The sequence below is a fragment of the Metabacillus sp. YM-086 genome (genome assembly GCF_048059995.1).
Taxonomy (GTDB): Bacteria; Bacillota; Bacilli; order Bacillales; family Bacillaceae; genus Metabacillus; species Metabacillus litoralis_B.
The window spans coordinates 22,557-48,069 of the sequence record NZ_JBLUOI010000039.1 but is presented as its reverse complement, the minus strand read 5'-3'; the positions used below and the strand labels follow the sequence as shown (position 1 = coordinate 48,069).

26 protein-coding genes are annotated in these 25,513 nt (G+C 35.2%); 16 read left to right on the top strand and 10 right to left on the bottom strand.

Features of this window, described 5'->3' with window-relative positions; all coding sequences use genetic code 11:
- Positions 1–537: protein-glutamine gamma-glutamyltransferase (locus tag ACEWK1_RS16520; protein WP_416636488.1), on the bottom strand; the 537-nt coding region annotated here is incomplete at its 3' end.
- A gap of 137 nt (positions 538–674) precedes the next feature.
- Entirely contained in the window at positions 675–1,472 is a 798-nt protein-coding gene (locus ACEWK1_RS16515) for an MBL fold metallo-hydrolase (protein WP_231309788.1), read from the bottom strand.
- Between the two features lie 182 nt (positions 1,473–1,654).
- On the opposite strand from ACEWK1_RS16515, the gene ACEWK1_RS16510 reads away from it, so the two are divergent.
- A complete protein-coding gene (locus tag ACEWK1_RS16510) occupies positions 1,655–1,960 on the top strand; it encodes an antibiotic biosynthesis monooxygenase family protein (RefSeq protein ID WP_121663243.1) in 306 nt (101 codons plus the stop codon).
- Entirely contained in the window at positions 1,957–2,325 is a 369-nt protein-coding gene (locus ACEWK1_RS16505; protein WP_121663242.1) for a hypothetical protein, read from the top strand. The genes ACEWK1_RS16510 and ACEWK1_RS16505 overlap by 4 nt, the downstream gene beginning before the upstream one ends.
- Positions 2,326–2,348: 23 nt before the next feature.
- Here ACEWK1_RS16505 and ACEWK1_RS16500 read toward each other — a convergent pair whose 3' ends face one another.
- A complete protein-coding gene (locus ACEWK1_RS16500) occupies positions 2,349–2,585 on the bottom strand; it encodes a hypothetical protein (RefSeq protein ID WP_121663241.1) in 237 nt (78 codons plus the stop codon).
- Positions 2,586–2,781: 196 nt separating this feature from the next.
- Here ACEWK1_RS16500 and ACEWK1_RS16495 point away from each other — a divergent pair, with 196 nt between their 5' ends.
- The 3 genes from ACEWK1_RS16495 (at position 2,782) to ACEWK1_RS16485 (ending at position 8,170) form a co-directional block, all read left to right on the top strand.
- Positions 2,782–3,243 carry a MarR family winged helix-turn-helix transcriptional regulator gene (locus ACEWK1_RS16495; protein WP_121663240.1) on the top strand — a complete coding sequence of 154 codons (462 nt, stop codon included), beginning with the start codon at positions 2,782–2,784 and terminating at the stop codon, positions 3,241–3,243.
- A 2-nt stretch (positions 3,244–3,245) separates the two neighbouring features.
- Positions 3,246–6,368, top strand: a complete 3,123-nt coding sequence (locus ACEWK1_RS16490) for an MMPL family transporter (RefSeq protein ID WP_416636487.1) — start codon at positions 3,246–3,248, stop codon at positions 6,366–6,368.
- 161 nt (positions 6,369–6,529) lie between these two features.
- Positions 6,530–8,170, top strand: a complete 1,641-nt coding sequence (locus ACEWK1_RS16485) for a diguanylate cyclase domain-containing protein (protein ID WP_212137731.1) — start codon at positions 6,530–6,532, stop codon at positions 8,168–8,170.
- Positions 8,171–8,202: 32 nt separating this feature from the next.
- Here the strand turns inward: ACEWK1_RS16485 and ACEWK1_RS16480 are convergent, their stop codons facing one another.
- Entirely contained in the window at positions 8,203–8,766 is a 564-nt protein-coding gene (locus ACEWK1_RS16480) for a CBO0543 family protein (protein WP_121663237.1), read from the bottom strand.
- Between the two features lie 274 nt (positions 8,767–9,040).
- Between ACEWK1_RS16480 and ACEWK1_RS16475 the strand changes: the two genes are divergently transcribed.
- The 6 genes from ACEWK1_RS16475 (at position 9,041) to ACEWK1_RS16450 (ending at position 14,081) form a co-directional block, all read left to right on the top strand.
- Positions 9,041–9,238 carry a cold-shock protein gene (locus ACEWK1_RS16475; RefSeq protein WP_026558957.1) on the top strand — a complete coding sequence of 66 codons (198 nt, stop codon included), beginning with the start codon at positions 9,041–9,043 and terminating at the stop codon, positions 9,236–9,238.
- Positions 9,239–9,507: 269 nt separating this feature from the next.
- Positions 9,508–10,398 carry a peptidylprolyl isomerase gene (locus tag ACEWK1_RS16470; RefSeq protein ID WP_212137733.1) on the top strand — a complete coding sequence of 297 codons (891 nt, stop codon included), beginning with the start codon at positions 9,508–9,510 and terminating at the stop codon, positions 10,396–10,398.
- 157 nt (positions 10,399–10,555) lie between these two features.
- On the top strand, positions 10,556–11,197 hold the full coding sequence (locus ACEWK1_RS16465; protein WP_212137735.1) for a hypothetical protein: 642 nt from the start codon (positions 10,556–10,558) through the stop codon (positions 11,195–11,197).
- 6 nt (positions 11,198–11,203) lie between these two features.
- The gene (locus tag ACEWK1_RS16460; RefSeq protein WP_231308152.1) at positions 11,204–11,863 is read left to right on the top strand and encodes a response regulator transcription factor; all 660 of its coding nucleotides are present in this window, start codon (positions 11,204–11,206) and stop codon (positions 11,861–11,863) included.
- Positions 11,864–11,891: 28 nt separating this feature from the next.
- Positions 11,892–13,220, top strand: coding sequence for a PAS domain-containing sensor histidine kinase (locus ACEWK1_RS16455; protein ID WP_121663234.1), 1,329 nt, complete (start codon positions 11,892–11,894; stop codon positions 13,218–13,220).
- Positions 13,221–13,361: 141 nt separating this feature from the next.
- Positions 13,362–14,081, top strand: a complete 720-nt coding sequence (locus tag ACEWK1_RS16450) for a Crp/Fnr family transcriptional regulator (protein WP_212137737.1) — start codon at positions 13,362–13,364, stop codon at positions 14,079–14,081.
- A gap of 452 nt (positions 14,082–14,533) precedes the next feature.
- Here ACEWK1_RS16450 and ACEWK1_RS16445 read toward each other — a convergent pair whose 3' ends face one another.
- The 4 genes from ACEWK1_RS16445 to ACEWK1_RS16430 all read right to left on the bottom strand — a co-directional run bounded on the left by ACEWK1_RS16445 (position 14,534) and on the right by ACEWK1_RS16430 (position 17,265).
- A complete protein-coding gene (locus ACEWK1_RS16445) occupies positions 14,534–16,189 on the bottom strand; it encodes a b(o/a)3-type cytochrome-c oxidase subunit 1 (RefSeq protein ID WP_251399095.1) in 1,656 nt (551 codons plus the stop codon).
- Positions 16,189–16,659: a cytochrome c oxidase subunit II gene (locus ACEWK1_RS16440; protein ID WP_251399098.1), complete on the bottom strand. Its 471-nt coding sequence runs from the start codon at positions 16,657–16,659 to the stop codon at positions 16,189–16,191. Before ACEWK1_RS16440 ends, ACEWK1_RS16445 begins: the two co-directional genes overlap by 1 nt.
- 15 nt (positions 16,660–16,674) lie before the next feature.
- Positions 16,675–16,797, bottom strand: a complete 123-nt coding sequence (locus tag ACEWK1_RS16435; protein ID WP_306821488.1) for a cytochrome c oxidase subunit 2A — start codon at positions 16,795–16,797, stop codon at positions 16,675–16,677.
- Positions 16,798–16,947: 150 nt separating this feature from the next.
- On the bottom strand, positions 16,948–17,265 hold the full coding sequence (locus ACEWK1_RS16430) for a winged helix-turn-helix transcriptional regulator (protein WP_121663229.1): 318 nt from the start codon (positions 17,263–17,265) through the stop codon (positions 16,948–16,950).
- Positions 17,266–17,430: 165 nt separating this feature from the next.
- Here ACEWK1_RS16430 and ACEWK1_RS16425 point away from each other — a divergent pair, with 165 nt between their 5' ends.
- The 3 genes from ACEWK1_RS16425 (at position 17,431) to ACEWK1_RS16415 (ending at position 20,456) form a co-directional block, all read left to right on the top strand.
- Positions 17,431–18,378: an aldo/keto reductase family protein gene (locus ACEWK1_RS16425; RefSeq protein WP_251399101.1), complete on the top strand. Its 948-nt coding sequence runs from the start codon at positions 17,431–17,433 to the stop codon at positions 18,376–18,378.
- Positions 18,379–18,391: 13 nt separating this feature from the next.
- On the top strand, positions 18,392–19,243 hold the full coding sequence (locus tag ACEWK1_RS16420; RefSeq protein ID WP_416636486.1) for an NAD-dependent epimerase/dehydratase family protein: 852 nt from the start codon (positions 18,392–18,394) through the stop codon (positions 19,241–19,243).
- A gap of 322 nt (positions 19,244–19,565) precedes the next feature.
- Positions 19,566–20,456, top strand: a complete 891-nt coding sequence (locus ACEWK1_RS16415) for a 50S ribosomal protein L11 methyltransferase (protein ID WP_416636485.1) — start codon at positions 19,566–19,568, stop codon at positions 20,454–20,456.
- A 62-nt stretch (positions 20,457–20,518) separates the two neighbouring features.
- Here ACEWK1_RS16415 and ACEWK1_RS16410 read toward each other — a convergent pair whose 3' ends face one another.
- Positions 20,519–21,199, bottom strand: a complete 681-nt coding sequence (locus tag ACEWK1_RS16410) for a response regulator (protein ID WP_416636484.1) — start codon at positions 21,197–21,199, stop codon at positions 20,519–20,521.
- 22 nt (positions 21,200–21,221) lie between these two features.
- Positions 21,222–22,799 (bottom strand): ATP-binding protein, encoded by a 1,578-nt coding sequence (locus tag ACEWK1_RS16405; protein ID WP_416636483.1) that lies wholly within the window; start codon positions 22,797–22,799, stop codon positions 21,222–21,224.
- A gap of 120 nt (positions 22,800–22,919) precedes the next feature.
- Between ACEWK1_RS16405 and ACEWK1_RS16400 the strand changes: the two genes are divergently transcribed.
- Positions 22,920–23,981, top strand: coding sequence for a DctP family TRAP transporter solute-binding subunit (locus ACEWK1_RS16400; protein WP_212137745.1), 1,062 nt, complete (start codon positions 22,920–22,922; stop codon positions 23,979–23,981).
- A gap of 174 nt (positions 23,982–24,155) precedes the next feature.
- On the top strand, positions 24,156–25,454 hold the full coding sequence (locus ACEWK1_RS16395) for a dicarboxylate/amino acid:cation symporter (protein WP_416636482.1): 1,299 nt from the start codon (positions 24,156–24,158) through the stop codon (positions 25,452–25,454).
- The last annotated feature ends 59 nt before the right edge of the window (positions 25,455–25,513 follow it).

Sequence of the window (25,513 nt, the reverse complement as noted above, 5' to 3'; positions counted from 1 at the left end):
ATTAAATTGAGGATTATCAAAATACAAGCAATCTCCTGGTAAGTAATCATTTCCCCGTCTCGTATAAATTGGCAAATCATTATCTGATTGCCAGTCGCGAAGGTAAATGCCCTGATAAATACGGTTGAATTGAGCGTTATTAATGGAATCTAAAACAGCTTTATAAAAGATGATCACCATCGCAGTAGCACATTCAAATCCATACTCTACACCATTCTGGAAAATATCGTTAATGGCATCAGCCGGATTAATTCCTTGCTTTAGTTTAAATCCACCTTGCTCTGTTAAATGCCAAAAACGTTCATTACAGTGAGCACGTTCAAACGTCGTAAATTTAGCCTTACTAGCTAATAAGTCGCGAGCAGCCTGGATGGTTGCATATCGTATTTGAAGTGTGAATTGAAAATGTTGCCTATTCATAAAAGAATAGGTTTCTTGATAACGATCCATTTTGTCGATCATTTCAATTTGTTCTGCCTTAAAAGCGGAGGATTTTAATTCGTTTCCATTCACTTCTCTGTTTCCTATGATAATCATGATGTCCCCTCCTTAATTTGTCATCATTTAAGTGTATGGTGAAAATTATGAGGTTAGAAATACATTATCAAGATTTTGTCGTGAAATCAGGCCATAAAAAAACGCAATAGCAGGAAACGCTAATGCGTTATAGACATTTATTTCTTATTTTCAGGTACTTCAGTTTCAGCAAACGTATCAACAAGTTTTTTTAAATTTGTTGTTAATTCATCATCAGCTATTGGAAGACCATGGCCTGATATAGCGATAGAAGGATTAACGGACTGTAGTTTTTTTACCGATTCTTCAGCAGCTTTCCAATCTGTTGTAAAGTATGCAGGTGGACCATGCATTTCTTGTTTTTGGGTCATCACGTCGTATAAGGATTCTTGTTCAACTGTTGTAAAAGCATCTCCGACAATTAGAGCTCGATCGGATTCTCTGAACAAAGAAATGTGACCAGGCGTATGTCCAGGTGTATGGATGAACCTCCAGTCTGCTAAAGAAGGAATAAAACCCTCCTCATTTAGCTGTTCAAGATTTGAGCTAACATCTATACTATGTCTTGGAAACATCGGTGACATTTTAGCAACCAGTCCTTCAGCCTCTTGGTTTGGTGGTGGATAGTCACTTCTTCCAGACAAATAAGGTGCTTCTAAAGGATGGGCATATACCGGAACATCCCATTTATTTAATAATTCTTTTAACGCTCCTACATGGTCAAAATGTCCATGCGTTAAAACGATACTAGTAGGTTTGCAGCCCTCCCCGAATCGCTTTTCAGCTTCAGATATAATGAGCTCGTGTGATCCAGGCATTCCTGCATCAACTAAGACAAATTCATTAGACTTCTTAGGATCTCCAATAAATACGACATTTACGATTTGAACAGATAAACAAAAAACATCTGGTACTACTTCAATTCCCATTCCACTAGTAACCGAAGTCATTGGCATTTTTTTCACTTTCTAACCCCCACTGTTTCAAATTCTATGATAGTATTTCAAAAAAAAGGAGAGAGTATGATATAGAGATACAATTTTCATTAAAAGGTAGGATAGTTTCCAGGTGGACCTATCTTCATCTATAATAGTGAAGGAAAGCATCATACACTATCTACGCGGGGAGAGAGTTTTACATGTATATTGTTCATTCAACCTTTAATGTCCCAATAGAGAAGGTGGAAGAGGTTATAGGAATATATCAGACACGTTCTAAACTTGTCGATACATATGAGGGGTTTGAATCGTTTCAGTTATTACAAAACGAAGTAAAACCTAATGAATTAACCGTTCAAATTAATTGGAAAACAAAGCAAGATTATCTAAATTGGGTAACAAGTGATGCTTACAAAAAAGTACATGAACTTGAGAAAAATTACCCTGATCAAGAACTTGCATCTATTAAACCAATTGTTCAAAGATATGAAGTGGTGGCAGAATGAAGCAGGAAGTCATTGCCTCTATGATTGATGAGATTGTTGAAGGAATATATGAAGCCTATCCAATTTTAGAAGAAAAATATGGAGAACTAGGTAGAAAAAAATGTGTTGAAGATAATTATCATCATTTTAAGCATTTAGATACGGCCTTTTCTCTTAATGAGGAAAAGTTGTTTATTGACTATGCACTTTGGCTAAATAATATTTTAACTTCACGTGGAATGAAGGAAGATCATTTGATTGATAATTTTGAAAGAATCATCAAAGTATTACATAATGAACAAACAGAGGAAGCAGAGAAATATAAGATGTATCTAAAGTCTGCAATCGTAACATTAAAGAGTGAGAAACAGAGGAAGGGGCAATAGTTGCTCCTTCTTTTTGTATTGGACTACCTTTTTGGTGTTAAAACAATTTTCCTTTCACCTTCACCTTTACTTTTAAGCTTGTAAACAATTCCGAGAAAAAGCGGAGCAAGAGAGGTGACATATAAAAATGACCAATCCTGAAAAACAAGATAATCTACGAAATAACCAACACAAAGTAAACCAAAAATAATAAAGAAAAGCAACGAAATGTGTTGGTATTCTTTATAAATGAATCGTCTACGTCCTATGAAAGATCTCATCTATACCTCTCCTTTTATTTTACTCCTATGTTTCCCTTTATTGGTAACTATATGCTAAATATAACTTGTTAGATGTTATGAATGATTTTTTTTAGAAAGAATAAGCATTATTTATTGACAGAAGAAGATAAAAAAATTATAGTTAAACACGTTAATAGTTAAATAGTTTAATTACTTTGAAAGGGTGGCTCCTTTTATGAAGGAAAAACAAATAGAAGAATTAATTAATCGGTATCTTGCAGTAAGCTTTTCTGTTACCAAAAAGGGGGAAAGCCTTGTTAAGGATAGTATAGGGGACTTTATAACGAACGATCAGCACTATACGCTCAGATATATACATAAAGTTGGTACGTGTACCTCTACTGAGCTATCTGAGATCTTTGATGTGAAAAAAAGTGCCATTACAGCAATCATTAATCGACTAACAGAAAAGGAGTTAATTAAACGAACAAGGGATGAAAATGACCGTAGGGTTATTTATTTAACCTTAACGGAAAAGGGAACAGAATTGTTTGAAAAAACAGAAGAGAAAATTCATAGGCTAGTTGAGTCGATCATTACCAGCTTTGATGAAGATGAAATAGTCTCATTTATTGAAACATATGAGAAATTAAACACTCTGTTGGATAATTTAAAAGACTGTAAAATGGAGGAGTAGTTGTGAACGCAATTATAAAAGGCAAATGGCTTGTTATCATTGGATGGGTAGCAATCGTTGTAGGACTATTTTTAGTTGCTCCTAACATGGCGGACCTAGTAAAGGAAAAGGGCCAGGTTAGTGTGCCAGATGGTTATTCATCATCGTTAGCCGACGAAATCATGAATGAAGTCCAGGAGAAAGAAAGTGTAGGAGATGAAATTTCAGCAGCACTCGTTTTTCATAATGATAATAAATTAACGAATGAAGAAATAAAGGAAGCTGAAAAAGCGATTCACTTGTTAGAAGAAAATGAAGAATTAGATGTTACGGATATTTTAACTCATTTTAATGAGGAAGCATTAGAAGAGCAGTTAGTTTCGGAAGATGGAAAAACGATTCTTGCTAATGTGACGATTAACAGAAATGATCGTGAAGCAAAAGAGATATCTGCATTACTCTATGAAACAATTGAAGATGTAAATGTTGAACATTATTATACAAGTGGCTGGATGATTGATCAGGATGTAATGACAAGCTCACAGGAAGGCTTAAAGAAAACTGAGGGAATTACAGTTGTCTTTATTTTAGCTGTCTTACTGTTAGTTTTCCGATCAATTATTGCACCAATTATCCCTTTAATAACAGTAGGTCTTACCTATTTAGCATCACAATCAATCGTTTCTGTGCTGGTTGATGTTGTGAATTTTCCAATATCCAACTTCACACAAATTTTCTTAGTGGCTGTGTTATTTGGGATTGGGACAGATTATTGTATTCTTTTATTAAGTCGTTTTAAAGAAGAGTTATCACATAGGGAGAGTGTTACAGAGGCAATAGTTGAGACATATCGTAACGCGGGAAGAACTGTTTTCTTTAGTGGCTTAGCTGTTATGATTGGGTTTGCTGCAATTGGCTTTTCACAATTTAAATTGTATCAATCAGCATCAGCTGTTGCAGTAGGAGTTGCCATTCTTTTAATAGCTTTATTTACTGTTGTTCCATTTTTCATGGCTGTACTAGGGAACAAAATCTTCTGGCCATCAAAAGGTACATTAGAGCACAAAGATAGTAAAATTTGGGGAGTCGTTGGACGTTTTTCTCTTGCAAGACCTCTTATTGCCCTTCTTGTTGTTGCGTGTGTATCTGTGCCGTTTTTAACCTTCTACGATGGAGAATTATCATTTAATTCACTAGAGGAAATAGGTGGAGATTATAATTCGATAAAAGCTTTTAATGCTATTTCAGATAGCTTCGGACCTGGGGATTCAATGCCGACTCAAGTAGTTCTGAAGAATGATGAAGAAATGGGTTCAACTGAATACATCGCGCTCGCTGAGAAAATTACAAAGGAATTAGAAAAGGTTGATTTAGTTGACACTGTGCGATCTGTAACAAGACCGACTGGAGAAAAAATTGAAGATTTTTATGTATCAAAACAAGCAGAAAGTCTTGAAGAAGGCCTTGGAGAAGGCAATGAAGGAATCGAAAAAATCAGTGATGGTTTAGCGGAAGCAGAGAGTGAAATGGCTGGTTCTGCACCAAAGTTAAAAGAAGCGACTGATGGTATCGGTGATTTAATTACTGGAACGACAAAACTTAATTCAGGTGTAACAGAGCTTCAATCAAGCCTGGCTCAAATTGAAGATGGAATCCGTCAAACTTCAACTGGTTCTGGGGATTTAAAAGCCGGATTAGCTGAGGCAAAAGCAGGGGCAGAAGAAATTCTTGCAGGAAGCGAACAATTATTGAAGGGATACCAAGAAGCTGAAACAAATATCGGTAAACTAAATAGTGAATATGTCAAAGTCGGAACAGGTATCTCTGATTTATCAGGTGCACTAAATTCGTTGAATTCAAATTTTGAGGCTTTAGAAAATAATGAGGCATATGTGGGGCTAGCAGAAGATTCAAATTATGCTGCAATAAAGGGAACCGTTCAAAATGTTGCACAAACACAATTACCAGAATTAGCAGGTGGTATGGAGAAGCTAAATGCTGGACTTGCAGCAATACAAGGCGGAATGAACACAGCAAATAGTCAATTCCCAAAATTAATTGAAGGACAGCAGCAAATTGTAAACGGACTCCAACAACTAATTCAAGGAATTGATCAGCAACAAGCTGGCTTAAATCAGCTTGCTGATTACCAAGGTCAAGCCGTTAACGGTATTCCGCAATTTTCAAATGGTCTTTCAGAGGTAACGAAAGGACAGCAGCAACTACTTGATGGATTTGGTGATTTAGACGGTCAAATGAGTCAATTAACAGATGGATTATCACAAAGTGTTGACGGTTTGAACAAAGTGTCTGATGGTCTTGGCTCTGCTCAGGATTATTTAGCTGACTTGTCTCAATCATCTGAATCAGGGTTTTATTTACCAGAAGAAGTGTTAGAGAGTGAGGACTTCGAACAGGCATTAGACACCTATTTGTCTGACGATCGTAAAGTCATGACGCTTGATGTTATCTTCAAAGCAAATCCTTATTCAAACGAAGCAATTAATCAAGTGGATGAGTTAAATGCTGCAATTGAAAGAGCTACGAAAGATACGAAGCTTGAAAATGCAAAGGTGGCTATTGGTGGAATTACAAGTACGAATGCTGACTTAAGTACAATGTCTAACAACGATTATTCACGTACAGTTGTTTTAATGCTTGTTGGTATTTCTATTATTCTTGTTTTCTTGTTCCGCTCAATTATTATGCCAATCTATATAATTGGATCATTAATACTAACTTATTATACAGCTATGGGAATTAATGAAGTGATCTTTGTTAACATCTTGGGTTATTCGGGAATTAGCTGGGCAGTGCCGTTCTTCGGATTTGTCATATTAGTAGCTTTAGGCGTAGATTATAGCATTTTCTTAATGGATCGCTTTAATGAATATAAAGATCTTTCAGTTGGTGAAGCGATGCTGCTTGCGATGAAGAAAATGGGAACAGTTATTATTTCAGCTGTTGTCATTTTAGGTGGGACATTTGCAGCAATGATTCCATCAGGCATGTTATCTCTTATTCAAATAGCATCGATTATTCTAACAGGATTACTGTTATATGCGCTCATTGTATTACCACTATTTATTCCAGTTATGGTAAAAACATTTGGACCAGCAAATTGGTGGCCATTTAAAAGAGCTTAATAGTAAGAGGAAGGCAGTTGACATCGTGTCAACTGCCTTTTTAAATAGATATTTTTTCTGAAATAGTTTAGATTTTTTTAAAGTTTACCGATATAACAAATAGGCTATAAGATAGATGAGTCTTGTGGTTAAATTTATGGTTGAAATAAGGAGAATCTCCTATGTCACATGTTAGTTTGCGGACATTTTTTTCATTAACATTTTTAATCTTTATTATATTGTTAACAGCTGTTTTAACTATTTCTGTAGGATCTAAATCAAGTGAGGAAATGGAAGAAGAAATTGGAAACTCATTATCAAATGTTTCCTATCAGATGGCTGATAAATTAGACTTTTTTATGTGGTCCCGATATAACGAATTAAAACTGCTTAGTGAACTAAACACGATAAAAGATGAGGGGAATCTTGATGAAAAGAGAGTCCTTTTAAACGAGTTACAAAAGAACATCTCTTCTTTTTCCTGGGTCGGAATAACCGATAAAGAAGGGGAAGTAATTGTAGCAACAAATAATATGTTAGTTGGAAATAGCATTAAAGAGCGACCTGTTTATCTTGAGGCAATTAAAAAGCCATTTGTTGGTGATGTCCATGAAGCGGTATTGCTTGCAAAATTAATACCTAGTCCCAATGGAGAACCTGTGGAGTTTGTTGATATTAGCTTTCCAATCCGAAATCAGAAGGGAGAGTTTTCGGGGGTACTAGCCTCTCACCTTAGCTGGGATTGGTCAAAAGAAATACATAGATCGATTATTGAGCCGTATAAAGCACACTTAAAAAGTGCAAAACGAGTTGAAGTTTTTATCATTCGTTCAGACGATAATCGTATTCTGTTAGGTCCAGGTGATATGATTGGTACAGCTTTGCCGACATCGATTACAAATGACGATTCGGTATCTGATGAGAACTGGAATATTAGGAAATGGCCTGATGGAAAGGACTATGTAACAAGTTATTCATACAGTGATGGATATTTAAATTATCCTGGTCTAAACTGGAAGATTATTGTACGAGAGCCTGTTGACTATGCCTTTGCCTCGGTTGAAAAGCTAAAAAGCTATACATTAACAGTAGGAATGATAGCTGCGATTTTGTTTGCAGTGATTGGTTGGTTTATTGCGGGTAGAGTTGCGAATCCACTTAAGGAAATTGCTATTGCAGCCAATCAATTAAAAAGGGGAGAACGTACAGAAATGCCTTATTTCACACGAATTAAGGACTTGAATGATCTTTCCTTATCCTTAAGAGAAATGGTTGAAACCATTATGGAAACAAAATCTGAGCTTGGCAGAATGAAAAAACTTGCTCTAAAAGACAGCCTTACAGGGCTACCAAACAGAGTAGCATTATACTCTTATATTGATAAAAAGTTAGAAAACGAAGCTAATGATGAAAATTATCTCTTTTTATTTATGGATTTGGATGGCTTTAAAGATATAAATGATACTTACGGCCATCAGGCGGGTGACGATTTATTAGTGAAAGTTGCGGAAAGACTGAAGACGTTTGTTAAGGAAGGGGATTTTGCTGCTCGACTCGGTGGAGATGAATTCATTCTAATTATTCGTTGTGAAACAAATTCCAGAATTGATGAAGGTATCAAATTAGGAGAAAGCATAATTAGTTCCATCAATTCACCGATCTTGTTAGGAGATGGAGTTGAGGTTGTTATTAGATGTAGTATTGGTGGAGCTATTTGGCCTGAATGTGGCATAGAACCTGATGAGGTTATTGATTTAGTAGATCAAGCCCTTTATCAATCTAAAGATAAGGGGAAGAACCAGGTAACCTTTTATCAAGCATAAACAGGCCATTTTTGAAATGAAGATGTAACATTTTAAAATGAATGATCAGTTTTTTGAAAATGTATTAAAATAACACGAATGAAATAATGAATAATCATTCCATATAGGATTAATCCAATAAATGAGCAGGTATGTGTCCACCACTTGTGATTGGCATACATCTCAAACTTTACAAAAGCAGGTTCAATAATAAATGCGAGTACACCAGCAAAAATAATATACTTCCACATATAAGAAGTAAGTGTTGGTGAATATTGATAGATTAGCATTGAAAAAACAGGGATAACGGCAAGATCAGCCGGTAAAAGTGGTGGAATAATTGGAATAAGCTTGTCAGGATATCCCCACAATCCAAGATAAACTCCTACTTCATCTAAAAATGAAGCAAGCAAAGAACTAATAAGTCCGAATATAATAAGCTCGAGTGATCTACTCCGATCTCTTAATTTATTCCATACTATAAAAGGTCCAATTGTTGATAATAATAGAAACCACCATGTTGCAGTAAACAAATCATCGTGATACCAATGGGAAAAGCTTGTGTTATTTAGGTTTTCATTTATTTTTAAAATATCCTGGTAGGTAGGGGTATTCATTTTACCACCTCATGTAAATCAGAATCTTTATTCACTATAATGGGCATTAGTGGTAAGAAATATGTAGGTTTTTATCGAACATTTTTGGATAAAAGCTTGTTTAGTTTCTTGATTTACACAAAAATAAGTGTTAAGATTGACTTAATTATTTTTGTTCGGATAAGACTGAGAGATGGAAGTTGCTTTAAAAAGTTTTTTCCTCTTGAAGAATCGTTGTCTAGCAAGAATAGTAATACAATGTGGACTTTTTAGATACCACACAGGAGGAAAAACAATGCTACAAGGTAAAGTAAAATGGTTTAATTCAGAAAAAGGTTTCGGTTTCATCGAAGTAGAAGGACAAGACGATGTATTCGTACACTTCTCTGCAATCCAAGGTGATGGCTTCAAAACTTTAGAAGAAGGCCAAACAGTTACTTTTGAAGTAGAGCAAGGAGCTCGTGGACCACAAGCTGCTAACGTTCAAAAATAATAATGACGCTGCAACAGCAGCTCTATAAAAGACTCCAAATTGGGGTCTTTTTTTCTTGGACTTAGTAAGCGTTTTATACTATTCCAAGAATAGATTCTCAGTAGAAACCATCCGACCATTCTTTAAGGATACAGAATGAACCACTGAAATGAAAATCATTTTCATAATTTCCCACAATTCGTACATATTTATCCCACACTTTCTCTTTATAGTAAAAGCTAGTCAGTATTAACAATCGAAAGACTATAAACATAATAGGGAGTTTTACAATGGTTCAGAGGTTATTAACAAGCAAAAAAACAATAGGCATCCTTGCAGTCCTCGTCGTTGCAGCAATTGCCATTTTTATTTTTCTTTCTACAAGAAGTGAAGTTGTCGCAAAGATAGGAAATGAATCAGTAACAAAGGACGACCTATATACGTATTTTGTTAAGCAAAATGGGACAACGGCAGTAGACACATTAATCACAAAAAGCATCATTGAGCAAGAAACTGCAAAAGAAAATATCACTATAACTGATGAAGAAGTAGATGCAGAGCTTGATGAGTTAATCAGCACATATGGTGGAGAAGAAACGTTTAAACAAACATTAGCTTCTAGCGGCTTAACGATGGAAGACGTAGAAGAAGACGTAAAAGTTAACCTTCAAATTGAAAAATTACTAGAATCAAAGATTGAAATTACTGAGGAAGAAATGCGAACATACTTTGATGAAAACAAAGATACTTTTGCTCAAACTAAACAGGTAAAGGCAAGTCATATTTTAGTTGAGGATGAAGAAACTGCGAAAGAAGTGAAAGAAAAGATCGATGCTGGTGAAGACTTTACAGAGATAGCCAAAGAATATTCAACAGATCCATCAACAGCTGAAGCTGGTGGAGACTTAGGATTCTTTGGAGAAGGAAGCATGGTAGCAGAATTCGAAGAAGCGGCATTTTCTATGAAGGTCGATCAAATAAGTGAGCCTGTAAAAACGGAATACGGCTATCATATTATTAAAGTAACCGAAATTCAAGAAGCGGCTGAAGCAAACTTTGATAGCAGTAAAGAAGAAATTAAAGATATCTTATTTGATGAAAAGCTGTCAACTGAATATCCAACTTGGTTAGAAGATAAGCAAAAAGAGTATGGTGTGAAAAACTATCTTTCAGAAGAATAAACGATAAAAAGAGCCCAAAGTGGCTCTTTTTTTGATTAATAATAAGCCAAGTTATCTACTCGTGATGAATATCACAGTTTCATAACGTGGCATTCATTAAAATAAGAGATAAGAGTAGCCTACATACTCTTAGATGCTTACGGATAAAGGTGAAAGTATGAACAGTGAAAATCACGATTTACTTGATACACATATGCTTCGGCATTATGAAAAGGAGCTAGAGGAAATTTCCTCTCTTTTACATGAAGATATTGCGCAAAAGATGTATGCATTATTTAACCATTTACAATATGTACAGCAATATATTGATGACCGACAAGATAGAACTCGAAATGAAGAAATGATAAAATTAACGAAGTGTACGATCGAGGATTTAAGGTTTATCTCTCAAGATGTGCTACCTTTTTGTCATAAAGGAATAAACGGGGCAATAGAAGCTTTTTTATTAAACTATAGCAAAAAGAATGGAGTAACAGTTCAAATTCATAGTTATGGAGAAAAGAAACGACTGCCGCAAATAGTCGAAGTGTTTTTTTATCGACTACTGAAAGATATGCTAAAGGAACTAGCAGACCTTTTTACCGTTAGCCACCTAGAAGTCACTTTCTTTTGGGAAGAGCTCGTTCAAATTAAAATAGACTATAAAATTGAACTACAATCAAAGAATAAACATGAGCAGTTTTTACATCATATTCAAGAATACAATGAAAAGATGGAGTTAGTTAAAGGAACAATCTGTTTAGTAAGAATTGATGAACATCATTGTCAACTAACCATATCCATTCAGAATGAGAGGTGATATTTTTTGACAACATCCATTTTATTAGTTGATGACCATGCTGTGGTTCGCTCAGGGTTAAAATTGTTAATAAATGATATCGAAAACATGGAGGTTGTAGGGGAAGCATCTGAGGGTGACGAGGCTATCAGAATGGTGGAACAGCTTAAACCAACAGTTGTATTAATGGATTTAAGTATGCCACATGGAAAAGATGGATTATCTGCAACCGTTGAAATTAAGAAAAGGTGGCCTGAAGTTCAAATTCTTATTTTAACTATGCATGATGATGAAGAATATTTATTCCGTGTTATCCAGGCAGGTGCATCTGGCTGCATATTAAAAAGTGCACTTCATAACGAATTAATTCATGCCATCTCAGTTGTTGCTGAAGGATCAGCTTATTTGTATCCAACGGCAACAAAGAAATTAATGGAGGATTATCTAGATAAATTACAAAGTGGCGCAAACGTTGATACGTATTCCCTCTTATCAGAACGAGAAAAAGAGGTTCTAACATTAATTGCCAAAGGGTTTTCGAATAAAGAAATTGCAGAAAAGCTCATCATCAGTGTTAAAACGGTTGAAAATCATAAGGCGAGGATTATGGAAAAATTAAAGTTAAAAACAAGACCTGAGCTTGTAGAATATGCTTTAAAAAAGGGATTGTTAGGTTATGGTATTTAATGGCCATTTGGAAAGGAATTTCACATAAATGATTCAAAATGATTCTCAAGTATACATCATCATTAATGAACAAGGTACAATAGAATCTTTTAACCTCTCATCAGAAAAACTATTTGGCCATAAGCAAGAGGATGTAAAAGGTAAAAAAATAAACATGTTATTTCCATATTTCGATGTTCAATGGTTGCATGAAAACGATTGTTCTGCGTTTGAAATGTTAGGGATTTTAAAAGATCAATCTATCACAAAATTTCAGGTTAATGGTAATAAGCTTTCACTATTAGATCAAGTATATTTTGTTTTACATGTTGAAACCGCAAAGGAGCAAGAATCATCCTTCAAAAAAATGAAAGCTGAACTAAAAGCATCTCTTTCGGAATTGATGGACTTTAAATTTGCTCTTGACGAGTCATCTATTGTAGCGATAACTGATCAAAAAGGGATTATTACTTATGTGAATGAAACATTTTGTAAAATTTCAAAATATAGTACTGAAGAATTGATTGGGAAAAGTCACAAAATCATTAATTCTGGTTACCACTCTCCTGACTTTTTTCGCAACCTTTGGAAGACAATCGGAACCGGAAAGGTATGGAAGGGAGAAATTAAGAATCGGGCAAAGGATGGCACGTATTACTGGGTTGATACAACAATTGTTCCTTTTTTAAATGGAAAAGGTAAGCCTTATCAATACTTGGCGATCCGTAATGAAATTACCGGTAGAAAGCGTGCAGAAAAAGAATTACAGAGAATGATGAGTAAGCTGATCGGCATACAAGAAGAGGAGCGGAAAAAAATCTCCCGGGAGCTTCATGATGGTATTGGTCAGAACCTATATAGTCTTCTTATCATGATTAACCGATTAAGAACCGACTCGAATCAACAATTCATTGAACAAATGGAAACCGAAATATCCAACATCATTGATGAAATACGTCAAATATCATGGCAATTACGACCGTCAATTTTAGATGACCTTGGACTTATTCCGGCTATTCGATCTTTTATAAATAAGTTTAATGAGCATTACGGTCTAAAAACAAACTTTACATATAAGCTTGAAAGACGACTTGATTCTGAGGTTGAAACTAGCATCTATCGCATTGTACAGGAGGCAATGACAAATGCAAGAAAATACGCTAAAACAAATGAGATTTCCCTGTCAATAATAGAAGGCGAAAATGAGTTAGAGGTTGTCATTGATGATCATGGAGTAGGATTTGATCAACAAGCAAAAAGGAATGGTGTTGGATTATTTAGTATGGAGGAAAGAGCCCGGTCCATTGAAGCAGATTTCCAAGTTCAATCCCAAATAAATGAGGGAACAAGAATAAAGGTAAAGGTACCTTTTAAATAAAAGAAGGAGCATAAAATTAAATGCTCCTTCTTTTTGCATATTGGGGGAATCCCGGAATGAAAATAAGGGAATTCCCTGATAACTTTCTCTTCATCATTGCTTTAAAATAAGGGTATAAGAAACGATACAGGGGCGATGATGATGACAACATGTGTAAAAAAGAGAAATGAAGATATCAAAAATACAACTTTCTTTTCCAGTAACAGTTTAAATTTAGTAAAAAAGAACATGAAGATGATGACGTTTAAAAGTGGAGACCACATCTTTTTTGAGGGAGATCCTGTGAATGCTCTCTATTATGTAGTAGAGGGAACAATTAATTTATATAAAGCAACAGAAGATGGAAAAATTCTGACATTAAATTATTTTGAAGAGGATGATCTTTTTGGTGATTATCCTCCAAATGCTAAAAATAAAGCAAGAGAGAACGCAAAAGCATTAGAAGATTCTGTTGTAGGTATGATTAATCTGCATGATGTTGAACGGCTTCTTTGGGAACACCGTGATTTTTCAATTGAATTTACAAAATGGGTTAGTCATTCTCAACAGCTAACACAAACAAAGCTACGTGATTTAATGTTTTTTGGTAAAAACGGGGCTATGGCTTCAGTAATCATTCGAATGACAAACACATATGGCAAACAGCAGGGTGATAAATGGGAAATTACAAAAAAATTCACCCATGATGAAATGTCATGTTTAATAGGAACACCTAGAGAAACAGTGACACGTATGCTAAGTCAACTGAAAAAAGATAGATTAATAGATTATGATAAAGGATATATCACGGTTATGGATTTAAATGGTCTTAAGAACATTTGTCACTGTGAGAATTGCCCTTTACAAATATGTCGCTTATAAAAAACAAAAGCTATTGTTGCTTTTGTTTTTTGTTTTGTTGCTTTTTTATGAAGTAATACGATCAAAGGGGGCGTTTCATTGCGCTCCAGACACTCGCTTTCCGCGGGGAGGAAGCTGAGCCTCCTCGGCTTTGCCTGCGGGGTCTCAGCCTTTCCTCTGCCTCCCGCAGGAGTCGAGTGTCTTCCGCTCCATTTCACTATCGTTATTATAATCTTATTCAAGTCAAATATTGTAGAGAAAATCACACACTCATTACCCTTTTGATCTAGTAATAACAGTCTTAATCTATCACTTTTATTCTTACAATACTAAAAGGACTCTCCATAAATCATTTAGGAGAGTCCTTTTCATTATTCATTTTCTTCTTTTGTTGTAAAATCTACTAAAAGAGCCGTTAAGATCGTTGTTACAATAAGCATTGAAAAGGTAACTGTAAACATAGTATCAACCTCCTACCACGTTTTAAATCCTGAGGAGCCAGGTGGTGCATGGTGGATCATCTCAGCTAAAGGAATGGTATAAGCAAATGCAATTAAAGCGAAGGCAATACCGATCCAGATCCACCAATTCTCCAAATATTTAGGAGTTTGTTCAAGGTCGCTCTCTGCCATAGGAAATTCAACACGTTCATTCTCGGTTGCTTTAGGCGCAAAGAACAATGTTTGAAACACAATATAGATTAAGATCATAGCAGATAAAAAGAGGATCGTCCCACCAATGGCCATTGTTACATGGTTAGATAATAGTCCATTGAACCACTCTAAAGCAGACGGATCATCCATATAGCCTGCGAAAGCTGTACGTCTCGGTGCCCCTAGTAAACCTAAAATATGCTGTGAGGTACTCATGAGCAGCATACCGATTGACCAAGTAATAATCTGAATGAAAGCTAGTTTTTGAATTGCCTTTGTTAGTTTTCTACCTGTTAAGTAAGGTATTAACCAAAAAGTTAGCCCCATAAATGTCATAGCAACAGGTGTTCCAACGGTAATGTGAAAATGTCCGACAACCCATAGTGTATTATGAACAACCTCGTTCAGCTGGAAACTTGCATTGATTATTCCACCAGCACCACCCGGGATAAAGAAGAACATAGCAATGAATAAAGATGTAAATCGAATATCTTTCCAAGGAAGTTTAAATAACCAACCAAATAATCCTGAAGCTCCTTTTAATCTTCCTGTTCTTTCGAATGTTCCAAACATAGAGAAGGCGGTCATTAATGATGGGATAATGACCATAAATGTTAAAACTGTCTGTAAAAACTTCCAAAAGCTTGAGATACCTGGTTCTGTAAGCTGATGGTGAAAGCCAACAGGTATAGAAAATAAAATAAATAACACGAATGACAAACGAGCAAGTGAATCACTAAAAACCTTTCCGCCAATAATTTTTGGAACAACTACATACCATGCCATATAAGCAGGTAACAACCAGAAGTATACGAGCGGGTGCCCGAAATACCAGAAAAGTGATCGGCTTAATTCAACATTAATAGTATCAACCCAACCGAACGCCCAAGGAATAAATTGAAATAATACAGTTGCTACTACACCTAGGCAAGCAATGATCCAAAGAATAAGAGTAGATATCGTCATATAGGCAAACAAAGGGCTTAGTTGCTTTTTATGTTCTTTTTTCCATTTTACATAATGACCAATAAGGGCAAAGCTGTATATCCAGGTTCCTACTACGAATAGGGCCAAACCTACATAATACCATCCACTTGCTTGAAGTGGTGCGTAAAATGTGTAAAGAACAGAAGCTTTGCCAGCGATGATCTCCACTGTCGCAAGAATGGTTCCTGCTGTTGTTACAATAAAACCAAGCCATGAAAATGAACGGACTTTTGGTCCAAAAGCACCAAGGGAATAGCTCATTCCAGAAATAAGAAAAGCAAAGATAAAATAGGTTGTAAAAATAAGTGCTAATAAAACGCCATGTGCTGTTAATATTTGATAATAGTCAAGCCATGGTGGAAGTGTAAGTGCATCATTTCTAATAAACACCTGCATTAAACCACAAAATGTTCCTATTAAAAAAGCAATATAAGCGACAACAATATTTGTAATAGCGAGCTTTCTATCGCCTAAACTGATCTGTTTCATTACTCAACCACCTCAATTGTTGTTTTCATAAAATGATGTCCTGTGCCACAGTACTCGTTACAAATCACTAAATACTGTCCAGCCTTATCAAACGTATATTCCTTTGTATTAATTTGACCAGGCACAACCATCATGTTTACATTTGTTTTTGCAATCGAGAAGCTATGAGTAACATCAGTACTAGCTACCTTAAAAACTACTTTTTTTCCAACTGGTACTTTTATTTCCACTGGATCGTACCCAAATGCTTTGGCAACGATAATAACTTCATATGTGTTGTCATCAATTTGATGAACACCAGGGTTGTCAAAAGGAGCTGTTTGCTCTACTTTATCAGGATCAATTGTATCCATGCCCCCTGAAGGATGATGATTGAAAGCAAACGCTGTTACACCAATAATACTTAGAAAAACAACTAAAGAAATAATACCGAATCCTAACCAGATTTTTTCAAATTTATGAAAATGCATTGAAAACCCCCCTAACTATCGTGATAAATAAAAGAAATAAACACCAAACCACATGACTATAATGAAAATACCAATGGCAAAAACACTAATTAAAGTACCTTTAAGTTCATGATCTTCGTGCTTTATTTTTTTGCTCATCATAATCCCCCTTACGTTTTGCTCTTCTTAAGGTAAGGTTAAGGGATTCCAAATATAATTGATGTGATAAATCTCACTTAAAAAAAGAAAAAAGTGAACTCAAATTGAAGTTCACTTTGCTTAATAATCCTTATTGTTATGAAAGCTCAGTTATCCCCACTGTGCTCCCCATTTTTTCATTTCTTTTAACATACTATTTAGAGCATGACCTTTTTCTGTTAAAGTATATTGAACTGTCACAGGTACAGTTGCAAAGGTTTCACGAGTTAGTACTTCATGGGTTTCTAAATGACGTAGTGTATCTGTTAGTGCTTTTGGACTTATATTCGGGATTGCGCGCTGTAGTTCACCGAATCTTCTTGTTCCATCAAAGAGTTGTTTAATAACAAGAAATGACCATTTTCCACCTATAATATTTAGTGCTTTTTCAATGGAACATTCAATATGTAACTCGTTTACTTTCTCCATAGTATCCCCCTTATAGCTACTATAAAAAGTATAGTAGATTACTTGTTTTTAATTATATCAAGAATATTTCAGTACTTGTATACCATTTCGCAACTATATATAATTTACAAATGTAAACGATACCACAAATACATGTTCATTCATTTTGTTAAAGGAGATGTTGAAATGAAATATAGACGCTTAGGCAGATCAGGATTAAAGGTGAGTGAAGTAAGCTTAGGAAGCTGGCTTACATATGGTGCTTCAACTGAAAAAGATAAAGCTGTTAAAACCATTGAAACAGCATACGATCTAGGGATTAATTCATTCGATACAGCAAATGTATATGCAACAGGTGAATCTGAAAAAGTTGTCGGAGAAGCACTTGGTGGGTACAGTCGTGATTCATATGTGCTAGCAACCAAAGTGTTTTGGCCAATGGGGGAAGGACCTAATGACCGTGGACTTTCTAGAAAGCATGTATTTGAACAGCTTCATGCTAGCTTGAAACGATTAAATACTGATTATGTGGACATTTATTATTGTCACCGTTATGATCCAGAAACACCTGTTGATGAAACATTAAGAACCATTGATGATTTAGTTCGCCAAGGAAAAATTTTATATGCAGGTGTAAGCGAATGGACAGCTCAACAAATTCAAGAAGCGGTTGGAACAGCAGAGAAATATTTATTAGATCGCATTGTGGTAAATCAACCGAATTATAACATGTTTCACCGTTACATAGAAAAAGAAGTGATCCCGGTTAGTGAGCAGTACGGAATTGGTCAAATCGTATTTTCTCCATTAGCACAAGGTGTTTTAACAGGTAAATATAGTTTAAATAACCGAGCTCCAAAAGGAAGTCGTGCAACAGATCCTAATTCGAACATGTTTATGGATCAATTTTTAAATGATGAAACTCTTACTAAGGTTGAACAACTAGGAAATATAGCTAAAGAGCTAGATATTAGTTTATCTCAATTAGCGATTGCATGGATTTTACGTTTACCTAATATTGCGAGTACACTAGTTGGTGCAACTAAGCCAGAGCAAATTATTGAAAATGCAAAAGGATCTGATGTTACATTAACAGCTGATGTGATTGCGAAAATTGAAGACATTTTAAAATAAGGTGTGTGACTTTATGAAGAAAGTTGTTGTAACAGGAGGGAGCGGCCTTCTTGGATATTCTGTTTTAAAAGAATTTCTTGATCATGGATATGAAGTTGTAAATGCAGATATTAAACACCCCGAGAATCCAATTTGTAAAACAGTGATAACAGATTTGCAAAACTTAGGTGAAGTTTATGGAGTGTTGGCCGGTGCGGATGCTGTTGTTCATTTAGCAGCAATTCCAGTTGCCTATTCTCATCCAAATGAAGTGACATTCCAAAACAATGTGATGTCGACCTATAATATATTAGAAGCTGCTGGAACTCTAGGAATAAAAAAAGCAGTGATTTCATCTAGTGAATCTTCATATGGATTAGTTTTCCCATTAAAAGAGCTGCTACCGAAATATGCGCCACTTGATGAAAATCATCCACAATTACCTGAAGATAGTTATGGGTTATCAAAAATTGTGAATGAACAAACAGCCGATATGATTCACAGGCGGACTGGTATACAGGTTGTATCAATGAGATTAGGGAACATCATTGCTCCACATATGTACGAAAACTTCCCTAGTTTTATCAATGATCCAGAACAAAGAAAAGTGATTATGTGGAGCTATATTGATGCAAGAGATGCAGCAGTTGCCTATCGCTTGGCTGTAGAAGCAGATGGCTTAGGCTCAGTTGCGTTAAATATCGCTGCGGATGAAACAAGCATGAACATTGAAAGTCAAAAGCTTATGGATACCATTTATCCGGGTGTTGAAATTCGTAAACCATTAGAAGGCTATGAGACACTATTTTCTAATGAAAAAGCTAAGAAGCTATTAAATTGGCAGCCACAGCATAAATGGCGTGACTATGTGAAGAGTGAAGAATAGTTAATGTAGGACCTAGTACAATGCTAGGTTCTTTTTTGGGTGTTCAAGAAATGATAATTTTATTAATTATGGATAATGCTTCGACATCCAGCTCCAGCAGTCAGACTTTTTGCTAAAAAAGTCAGATGCCTAGCCCCTCGAGGTCATAAGCCACAAATGAATTAAAGACAAAGAACGTCTTTTATTCATTTGCGTCTTATGCTTGTCGGGGCTGAACGAGGCGCTTGCGCTTTTGTTCAAACAATTTGCTATCTTAATACGATCTATATTAAACTGTGAATGGACGTTTTGAGCGTATTACATATAAAGAGAGGAATCAATCATGTTACATGAATTTTCAATAAATATACCTTATAAAAATGTTGAGGAAGTTACGGACTTGCTTAATGCAGCAGGCATCTACAATTTATATTATGAATCACCAATTGAAATCATTAAGGTCCAAAACGGATATGGATATGAGGAAAAAGAAGATCAGTATATAGACTTAAAAATCTATGCAAGTGATCTGGAGGTAGAAAGCCTACCAGAATCTTATTATCCACTAATTGAATCAACGCTATCTATTTCAAGAGAAGCCATCCATTATAAAACCTATGATGAAACAAATTGGGAGCAAACCTATGAATTTGAGGATATTGATTTAGGGAATGGTTGGGTTATTCAATATCCAAACTCCAAAGAATTGTATGAAGATAAACAAGTTCTAAAATTTGATCCTTTGGCAGCGTTTGGAACTGGGCTACACGAAACAACTCAAGGCTGCTTACGAATGATACTGGATAAAGATCTTACTGGGAAAAGTGTTCTTGACCTAGGTACAGGGTCTGGAATGCTTGCGATTGCAGCCTCTCTAAAAGGGGCTGACAAAGTTGTGGCAGTCGATTATGAGGATGTGGCACGTGAATTTCATCATAACGCAGAATTAAACAGCCTAACAAACGATCTTCAAGTTGTTCAGGCGGATCTTATCACTGGAGATTATCAAATAAATGACCATTATGATTTTATTATCATTAATATCGGGGCAAATGAAACAATGAGTATTATTGAAAAGCATGATCTATTAAAAAATAGTAACACTTTCTTTATTTCAGGATTAGTTGAATGGCATATTGATCAATTAATTGACGTATTTGCCAAAGGTGGTTTTGCTATAGAAGAAAAAGCTCAGACAAATGAATGGGTATCAATTCATTTTAGTAGAGCATGAAATAAGGCCTGTTGAGAATTGGTTGATTCTCTACAGGCTTTTATGTTTAAGTTCGTTTCCTATCATTTTATCATATAGCGATTAATTGGCCGACCAATCCCACCGTATTCAACATGAATCGTAACAACACCTGTTTTCTCCATGTATTCTAAATAGCGTCTTGCTGTTACTCTTGCGATCCCAATTCCTTCTGCCACTTCTTCAGCTGAAACAGGCTCCTGATTATCTTTTAAAAAGTGTAGGATTTTTTGTAAAGTCACAACATTAAGTCCTTTTGGAAGCTCGGTAGGATCTTGCTTACTTTCTTGAAACAGCAGTCGATCTAATTCTTGTTGTGTAATTGATTCTTTTTCATTCACTTTTAAAAAATATGATCGATAATTCGTTAACGCCTGTTTTATTCGCTCAAACTTAAAAGGTTTCATAATATAGTCTTTTGCACCAAGCTGAAAGCAATAACGAACGGTTTCGACATCACTTGCTGCCGTAATGGCAATCACATCTGTATCAAGACCTTCAGAGCGAATTTGTTTAATTGTTGTTACTCCATCTTGATTTGGCATATAAATGTCTACTAAAACTAAATCAGGTTTGTTTTTTTTTATAAGCTCAATTCCTTCTTTTCCATTGGATGCACATCCAATAACAACAAAGCCTTCTACACGTTCAACAAATTGTTTATTAATTTCTTGTACCATCGGGTCATCTTCAATAAGAAGAACACGAGTTGCTGGATGATTCATTTGCACTCCTCCAAAATATCTATCATGACGTAAAGGAAATAATAAAGGAAGTACCATGGACAGGTGATGATTCAATTTTAATTGTACCTCCTGCCTTCTTCACAATTTCTTTTACTAAAAACAAACCAATCCCATGATTGGAACGATCTTTTGTCGAAAAACCTTCTTGAAAAATATAGGGTTTTATTTGTTCGGGAATACCTTTTCCGTTATCTTCTATTAAAATGGAAAGAAACTCTTCCTCTTGTTCAATGCTTACATGAATTTCCTTATTCTCCTCAGGAGAATCGTTAAAAGAATCAAATGCATTTTCAATTAAATTCCCAAAAATAACTACAAAATCATGTTCATCCAATGGTGGTGGAAACGAGTATAATCGACTGTGTCGATCAATGGTAACAGTAATTCCAAGTTCTTTTCCTCGACTTACTTTACTTAAAAGAAGTCCTGAGATACTTTCGTATTTTATATTTTTTGTTAAAAATTGAGAAAGCTCTTCATGCTCTTCTGTAATTTGAAAAACATACTCCAAAGCCCTTTCTTTATGTCCGAGCTGGAGCAATCCTGCAATCGTATGAAGCTTATTCATATGCTCATGATTGTGCACACGTAGGGCACTAACAAATGCCTTAACACCTGTAAGCTCTTCAGCAAGTTTCTTTACCTCCGTCCGATCTCGGAAAATTGCTACGGCTCCTACTGTTTTTCCTTTTACTTTGATAGGTATACGATTGCTGACAATATTTAAGTTTCTTACTGTTAATTCTTTATTAAAGGAAGGTTGTTGTGATGTTAGAATTTCAGGCAATCGGGTATCTGGAATAACAGATTGAATAGATTCCCCAATTACTTCTCCGTTAATTCCCATCATTACTTTAGCTTGATCATTGAAAACGGTGATTTTTTGGTCATTATCAATAGCAATAATTCCTTCATGTATGGCATTAAATGTTTCTGTTCGTTCAACAAAAAGTCTTGCAATTTCATGAGGTTCAAGGTTAAACATTTCTTTTTTTATCCGTGATGCTAAAATCCATGCCCCCCAACCACCAAATAATAAAGAAATAGCAGCAGTAAAAATAATTTCCATGCGGAGATTTTTAATTATTTCTATAAAAGTTGGCATTCGATACCCAACAACAACAACACCCACTTGATGATGTTCTTGATTGATCATAGGATAAAATCCACGAATAATCGTACCGATCTCTCCTTTTGCTTTTGTTGTGTAAGAGAGCTCAGCAAAAGCAGGTCCCTCATCAGCACCCTCCGATTTTTGTCCAATTAGTTTTGGAACGGGATGAGACAAACGGATATGATTCATATCCATCACAACAATGTAGTCGGCATGGTGAATAATACGAATCGTTTCGACTCTGTTATTAATCTCGTTTCTTTCCTCCACACTACCAGTTATGTTGGTAGTAATATCTGATGCCTCAGCAACCGTTTGTGCTGTTAATAACGCACGTTGTTTTAATTGTTCTTCTTGTGAGTTTATAAAATTATGGATTATGACAATCCCGGCTAGAAATAAAGAGAAGCTAACAATAAAAAAGATTAACCCCATAATCTTTGTTTGAATTGTTACACGATTCATATAGTGTCCTTTCTAGATCAAAGAGTTATAATGAGTTTGAAGCAAAGAGTTGCTTTCATTTTACCATGGAATTTTATAGCATGTTACAATGTGTGAGAGATAGGGGGGAAAGAAAAGGATATGAAATATTTGATTGGATCTTGTTTAGTTGTACTTGGTCTTATTTTTTCCCTTTTTTTCTATCCCTTCCAGAATGCAGATCATGATGTAAGCTATGATGATGAACAAGAAGGTCTTTCTGAGCAAATCGTCATAAAATTTAGTCATGTTGTTGCTGAAAATACACCAAAAGGGCTGGCGGCTCAAAGGTTTGCACAACTGGCTGCAGAAAAAACGAATGGGATTGTAAAAGTAGAAGTCGTACCTAATGGGGCTTTATATACAGACGAACAAGAATTAGAGGCACTAAAAAACAACGATGTTCAAATGATTGCTCCGTCATTATCGAAAATGACAAAATTGGCACCAGAATGGGGGCTATTTGACTTACCGTTTCTCTTTGAAAACGATGAAGATATAGAAGAGATTCTTTCAGGAAAGATTAGTGAACGTTTCCTCAATTTACATACGAAAGAAAATATAAAAGGGATGGCATTATGGAGCAATGGTTTTAAGCAAATGACAAGTAATGTACATGCTCTACAAGTACCTGATGATTTTCAGGGACAACGCTTTAGAACAATGCCTAGTTCAATTATCGAAGAACAATTTCAGCAATTAGGAGCACGGCCAATTTCTATACCTTTCGACCAATTATATACGTCACTTGAGCAGGACAAGTTTGACGGTCAGGAGAATACAATTTCTAACATTTATTCACGACGTTTATATGAATTTCAAACAAATATGACGATAAGTAATCATGGATTTTTAGGCTATGTTGTTTTGATGAATCAAAATTTCTGGAATAGCTTACCAAAGGATATACAAGAAAGCTTAATATCAGCTATGAAAGAAACAACAGAATGGATGTTAGATGAATCAGTTAAAATGAACAAAGAGCAGCTAAAACTAATGAAGGATGAATCGACCATTGATATACACGTCCTTACTAGTGAGGAGAGAACTGAATGGGTAGAAAAACTACTGCCAGTCTATAAAACCTATCAACAAGGTATAACTGACGAGTTAATAAAGAATCATATAAGTGCGAGAATTGAGGAATTAGAGACACCTTTGTAGTGTCTTTTTTTTTGTTCCAAGAGTAACTAAGATTTACCGGCTATGATTTTCAAAACTTAAAAAAAGACCAAAAAGACCAAAAAGATCATTATCACCTTAAATATTAAAATTCTTAATTATCCGATAATATGGAGTCAGGTATTGAAAGCGTTAACAAGAAAGGGTGAATGATCGATGAAAATAAATTTTAAAAATCTTACAGTCCAAGTTATTATTGGTATTATTTTTGGTATTACGATAGGATTTATCTTTCCAGAATTTGGAGCGCAATTAAAGGTCTTAGCTGATATTTTTATTAAGCTGATTAAAATGGTGATTGCTCCCATTATCTTCTTTACGATTGTTATTGGAATCGGTAGTATGGGGGATTTAAAGAAGGTTGGTAGAATTGGTGGAAAAGCATTATTATATTTTGAAATTGTTACAACATTTGCATTAGCAATTGGTATTTTAGTTGTTACATTGATTCAACCTGGTAGTGGCTTTAATACAGATGGAGCAAAAGGAGCAGATGTTTCTCAATATACAGATCAAGCTGCGGAAGCTAGTCATGGATTTATGGATTTCGTTATGGGAATTGTACCGGATAATGCTGTTGCTGCTTTAGCTGGTGGAGAATTACTCCCAATCTTATTCTTTGCCGTTTTGTTTGGAATTGCGACAGCATCTTTAGGGGGAAAAGTAAAACCTGTCATTTCCTTATTTGAAAAACTAACAGATATTTTCTTCGCTATTGTAAATATGATTATGAAAATGTCACCTATTGCAGCATTTGGTGCAATGGCGTATACAATTGGTAACTTTGGAATTGGCTCTCTTGTATCTTTAGGGAAACTAATGGGATCTGTTTATATCACAATGTTTTTCTTTATTATTCTAGTTTTAGGTGGTATAGCAAAATTCTACAAGTTTAATATTTTTAGCTTTATTAAATATATTAAAGAAGAAATTTTACTTGTATTAGGAACATCTTCATCAGAATCTGCTTTACCAAAAATGATGCAAAAGCTTGAGAAATATGGTTGTTCAAAGTCAGTTGTTGGTCTTGTTGTTCCAACTGGCTATTCGTTTAACTTAGATGGTACCTCTATTTACCTATCAATGGCTGCCATTTTTATTGCTCAAGCATATGGCATTGATTTATCTTTCTGGCAGCTTGCCACTTTATTAGGTGTATTAATGCTAACATCTAAAGGAGCAGCCGGAGTAACTGGTTCAGGATTTATTACTTTAGCTGCTACATTAGCTGCGTTCCCTATGATTCCTGTTGAAGGAATGGCATTATTATTAGGTGTTGATCGCTTCATGTCAGAAGCACGTGCTATTACAAACTTAATTGGTAACGGGGTAGCAACAGTTGTTGTATCAAAATCTGAAAACGAATTCGATCCTAATGGATATGTTGAAACAGAAGAAGAAGCTGATATGGCATCAAGTCACTTTAATCCTACTGTTGAAGCAACTGTTAAATAAGGTTCAAAAGAGATTGACTGATTCTGGTCAGTCTCTTTTATTGTTTATAGGAATAAATT

Bases quoted from the DNA above. Each gene is read 5' to 3' on its own strand.
- ACEWK1_RS16505 (WP_121663242.1), top strand. From the start codon at position 1,957: ATGAAGCAGGAAGTCATTGCCTCTATGATTGATGAGATTGTTGAAGGA.
- ACEWK1_RS16400 (WP_212137745.1), top strand. From the start codon at position 22,920: ATGAAATATTTGATTGGATCTTGTTTAGTTGTACTTGGTCTTATTTTT.
- ACEWK1_RS16510 (WP_121663243.1), top strand. From the start codon at position 1,655: ATGTATATTGTTCATTCAACCTTTAATGTCCCAATAGAGAAGGTGGAA.
- ACEWK1_RS16515 (WP_231309788.1), bottom strand. From the start codon at position 1,472: ATGCCAATGACTTCGGTTACTAGTGGAATGGGAATTGAAGTAGTACCA.
- ACEWK1_RS16405 (WP_416636483.1), bottom strand. From the start codon at position 22,799: ATGAATCGTGTAACAATTCAAACAAAGATTATGGGGTTAATCTTTTTT.
- ACEWK1_RS16485 (WP_212137731.1), top strand. From the start codon at position 6,530: ATGTCACATGTTAGTTTGCGGACATTTTTTTCATTAACATTTTTAATC.
- ACEWK1_RS16440 (WP_251399098.1), bottom strand. From the start codon at position 16,659: ATGCATTTTCATAAATTTGAAAAAATCTGGTTAGGATTCGGTATTATT.
- ACEWK1_RS16455 (WP_121663234.1), top strand. From the start codon at position 11,892: ATGATTCAAAATGATTCTCAAGTATACATCATCATTAATGAACAAGGT.
- ACEWK1_RS16445 (WP_251399095.1), bottom strand. From the start codon at position 16,189: ATGAAACAGATCAGTTTAGGCGATAGAAAGCTCGCTATTACAAATATT.
- ACEWK1_RS16420 (WP_416636486.1), top strand. From the start codon at position 18,392: ATGAAGAAAGTTGTTGTAACAGGAGGGAGCGGCCTTCTTGGATATTCT.
- ACEWK1_RS16410 (WP_416636484.1), bottom strand. From the start codon at position 21,199: ATGAATCATCCAGCAACTCGTGTTCTTCTTATTGAAGATGACCCGATG.
- ACEWK1_RS16495 (WP_121663240.1), top strand. From the start codon at position 2,782: ATGAAGGAAAAACAAATAGAAGAATTAATTAATCGGTATCTTGCAGTA.
- ACEWK1_RS16430 (WP_121663229.1), bottom strand. From the start codon at position 17,265: ATGGAGAAAGTAAACGAGTTACATATTGAATGTTCCATTGAAAAAGCA.
- ACEWK1_RS16450 (WP_212137737.1), top strand. From the start codon at position 13,362: ATGACAACATGTGTAAAAAAGAGAAATGAAGATATCAAAAATACAACT.
- ACEWK1_RS16480 (WP_121663237.1), bottom strand. From the start codon at position 8,766: ATGAATACCCCTACCTACCAGGATATTTTAAAAATAAATGAAAACCTA.
- ACEWK1_RS16395 (WP_416636482.1), top strand. From the start codon at position 24,156: ATGAAAATAAATTTTAAAAATCTTACAGTCCAAGTTATTATTGGTATT.
- ACEWK1_RS16500 (WP_121663241.1), bottom strand. From the start codon at position 2,585: ATGAGATCTTTCATAGGACGTAGACGATTCATTTATAAAGAATACCAA.
- ACEWK1_RS16475 (WP_026558957.1), top strand. From the start codon at position 9,041: ATGCTACAAGGTAAAGTAAAATGGTTTAATTCAGAAAAAGGTTTCGGT.
- ACEWK1_RS16415 (WP_416636485.1), top strand. From the start codon at position 19,566: ATGTTACATGAATTTTCAATAAATATACCTTATAAAAATGTTGAGGAA.
- ACEWK1_RS16425 (WP_251399101.1), top strand. From the start codon at position 17,431: ATGAAATATAGACGCTTAGGCAGATCAGGATTAAAGGTGAGTGAAGTA.
- ACEWK1_RS16465 (WP_212137735.1), top strand. From the start codon at position 10,556: ATGAACAGTGAAAATCACGATTTACTTGATACACATATGCTTCGGCAT.
- ACEWK1_RS16470 (WP_212137733.1), top strand. From the start codon at position 9,508: ATGGTTCAGAGGTTATTAACAAGCAAAAAAACAATAGGCATCCTTGCA.
- ACEWK1_RS16435 (WP_306821488.1), bottom strand. From the start codon at position 16,797: ATGAGCAAAAAAATAAAGCACGAAGATCATGAACTTAAAGGTACTTTA.